Below are 2,236 nucleotides of genomic sequence, written 5' to 3'. Positions count from 1 at the left end.
GATCGATGCCGATCAGGATCAGCTCTCGCGCATTCTCGTCAATCTCATCCGCAACGCCGTCCAGGCGCTCCGGCAAGCCGGCGCCAGCGACGGGCAGCCGCGAATCGTTTTGCGGGCCGAGCGGCAGGGGAGCGACGTTTCGATCTCGGTCGAGGATAACGGGCCGGGCGTTCCGGACCGCGTCCGCGCGAATATTTTCGGCGCCTTTCAGGTCTCGTCCCACAACGGCGGCAGCGGACTTGGCCTTGCCATTGCCGCCGAACTCGTGGCCCTGCACGGCGGAACCATCGCGTTGGAAGAAACGCCGCTCGGAGCCACGTTCCGCTTCACCATTCCCGATCGCGGAAAAGGGGAGGACACTCTTTGACGAAAGCGTCGCCAGGAGGGTTGCCAAGCGCCGCAGAAAGCTCTAAACGACCGGCCTCCGCACATTGCTGCTTACCCAAGCAGCGTGCCAAGGGCGCCCGTAGCTCAGCTGGATAGAGCACCAGACTACGAATCTGGGGGTCAGAGGTTCGAATCCTTTCGGGCGCGCCATTACTTAGCTTGAGAGCGAGTAAGATTTTTGTAGGGTTCTTTGGGGCTTTGGTTTCCGGGAACTCTGGCGGCGCTCTGCACCTGTTCCCTGAGCTAGCAACCGTATATTGATGACTGTTCTGTGGCGGGTGAGCATAGCGATCGCTTGGCTCCCCGACATGATGGCTGAAGGTATGGAGGATGGGCGCGAGCCATAAAGACTCACGTTGCTTAATGGCTTCGCAACTTCGATTCTTGGCAGGTCCCGATGACGTGGTCCTGACTTTCGCAAACTGAGATCGCTGGCTCCAGCCACTGATCCCGCGGCATGGTGTCAACTGTACACTAGAATCAGGGTACAATCACAAACGTGGCAGCACCGAATGAGGCCAAGAGCGAGGAATCTCGTTCGAGATTCATCTTGCGTCACCCCTTGGTTGTCGCATCAGCCGCCACAATCGGTCGGGCCAGCCTTGCGGCAGCGCGCTCGCCGTCTGTCCGGAACCTCTCAGCCAGACGTCGGCCGACGTTGATCATTGGCTTCTCGACCCATTGATAGAGCCGGTCGGCGAAGATGATCGCCATCGCCGCGGTCAGGAACAACGCGTAGGAGCTGGTCTTCGCACCGAGGAAAACGCCTGAAACAGCTTGAAACGCCATCACCTGCACGAGATAGATCGAGTACGAGCGGCGGCCGATAAACGAGAGCGCCCGGTGGCTGAGGACCGCTCGCAACGGCGTTGGTGCGAGAGCCGCAACGAGGAATGGAACGACGATGAGACCATACACGATGACCATGTTCGCGTCGCCGAGCCGTGCATTGAGATGCGACGATACCGCCTGTGTGCAGACGAGAAGGGCCGTTGCGACCAACGCGCCTGCTGGCGTCGTGAACGGCTGAAAGAGGGCAAAGCCCGCTCGCGTATTCAAGGCCATTGCCAGCAGCGCACCGAACAGGAGAACGGTGTAGTAATACGGGCTGAGCCAGATCGTGTACCAGTAGAGAATCATGATCCCAATGCAGGCGAAGGCGATCACGATTCGAGTAGTGGCACGCATCGGTAGAGCGAATGCCAAAACCGGCCACACGAGATAGAACTTCCATTCGATCCCGAGCGTCCATGTCGGTCCCCAGTTTCCGAAACGAAGCTCGTTCATGAAGGAGACGTAGTAGGGCAGCGCGTCTTTGAAGGTCGCCCAATAGGCATTGCCGATAAAGTAGGATTGCGCGCCGAAGATAATAAGCAGGAAGAAATAGACTGGTGCTATGCGGAAAGCACGACGAATGAAGAATGCCGGCAAGGATACCCGGCCGTTCGCAGCCATCTCGCGCAAAAGGAGTGATCAGGAAGCCCGACAGAACGAAGAAGATCTGCACTCCGAGCCAACCGGACAACCAAGTCCATCCAGGGCCGCCATAGTGTGTTGTCAGAACGAGCCCGACCGCGATTGCGCGAATTCCATCAAGACCAGTAAAACTGCTTGTTCTTGAAAATTCCTCGTAGGTCAGTCTGGGCCGGAAGACATTGCGAGCGGCTTCATTGAGTTTCATGGTGTATGCCTGATTTCCGCCATCAAGGTCGAGTGAGCGTTCAGGTCACGCGTTCGGCACCAAGTGGGGCTGACTACGTTGCTTTGCAGATGTCGTTTCGCTCACCAACGCAGTCCTGAAGGCGTCAAGATGGCGTGCACTTCGAGTATGACTACGAATTGCTAAAGG

2 protein-coding genes and 1 tRNA gene are annotated in these 2,236 nt (G+C 57.9%); 2 read left to right on the top strand and 1 reads right to left on the bottom strand.

Annotated features, from left to right (window positions below):
• Positions 1 to 367 (top strand): sensor histidine kinase (locus tag AC1DT3_RS18570; protein ID WP_477466701.1); only part of this gene is annotated, 367 nt, incomplete at its 5' end.
• A 93-nt stretch (positions 368 to 460) separates the two neighbouring features.
• Positions 461 to 537 (top strand) — tRNA-Arg (locus AC1DT3_RS18565).
• Positions 538 to 942: 405 nt separating this feature from the next.
• On the opposite strand, the gene AC1DT3_RS18560 is transcribed toward AC1DT3_RS18565, so the two are convergent.
• On the bottom strand, positions 943 to 1,842 hold the full coding sequence (locus AC1DT3_RS18560) for an acyltransferase family protein (protein ID WP_477466700.1): 900 nt from the start codon (positions 1,840 to 1,842) through the stop codon (positions 943 to 945).
• Between the last annotated feature and the right edge of the window lie 394 nt (positions 1,843 to 2,236).

The sequence above is a fragment of the Microvirga sp. P4_G7 genome, from assembly GCF_056401005.1.
Note: the sequence above shows the minus strand (reverse complement) of the source record. Positions and strands in the feature narration are given on the sequence as shown.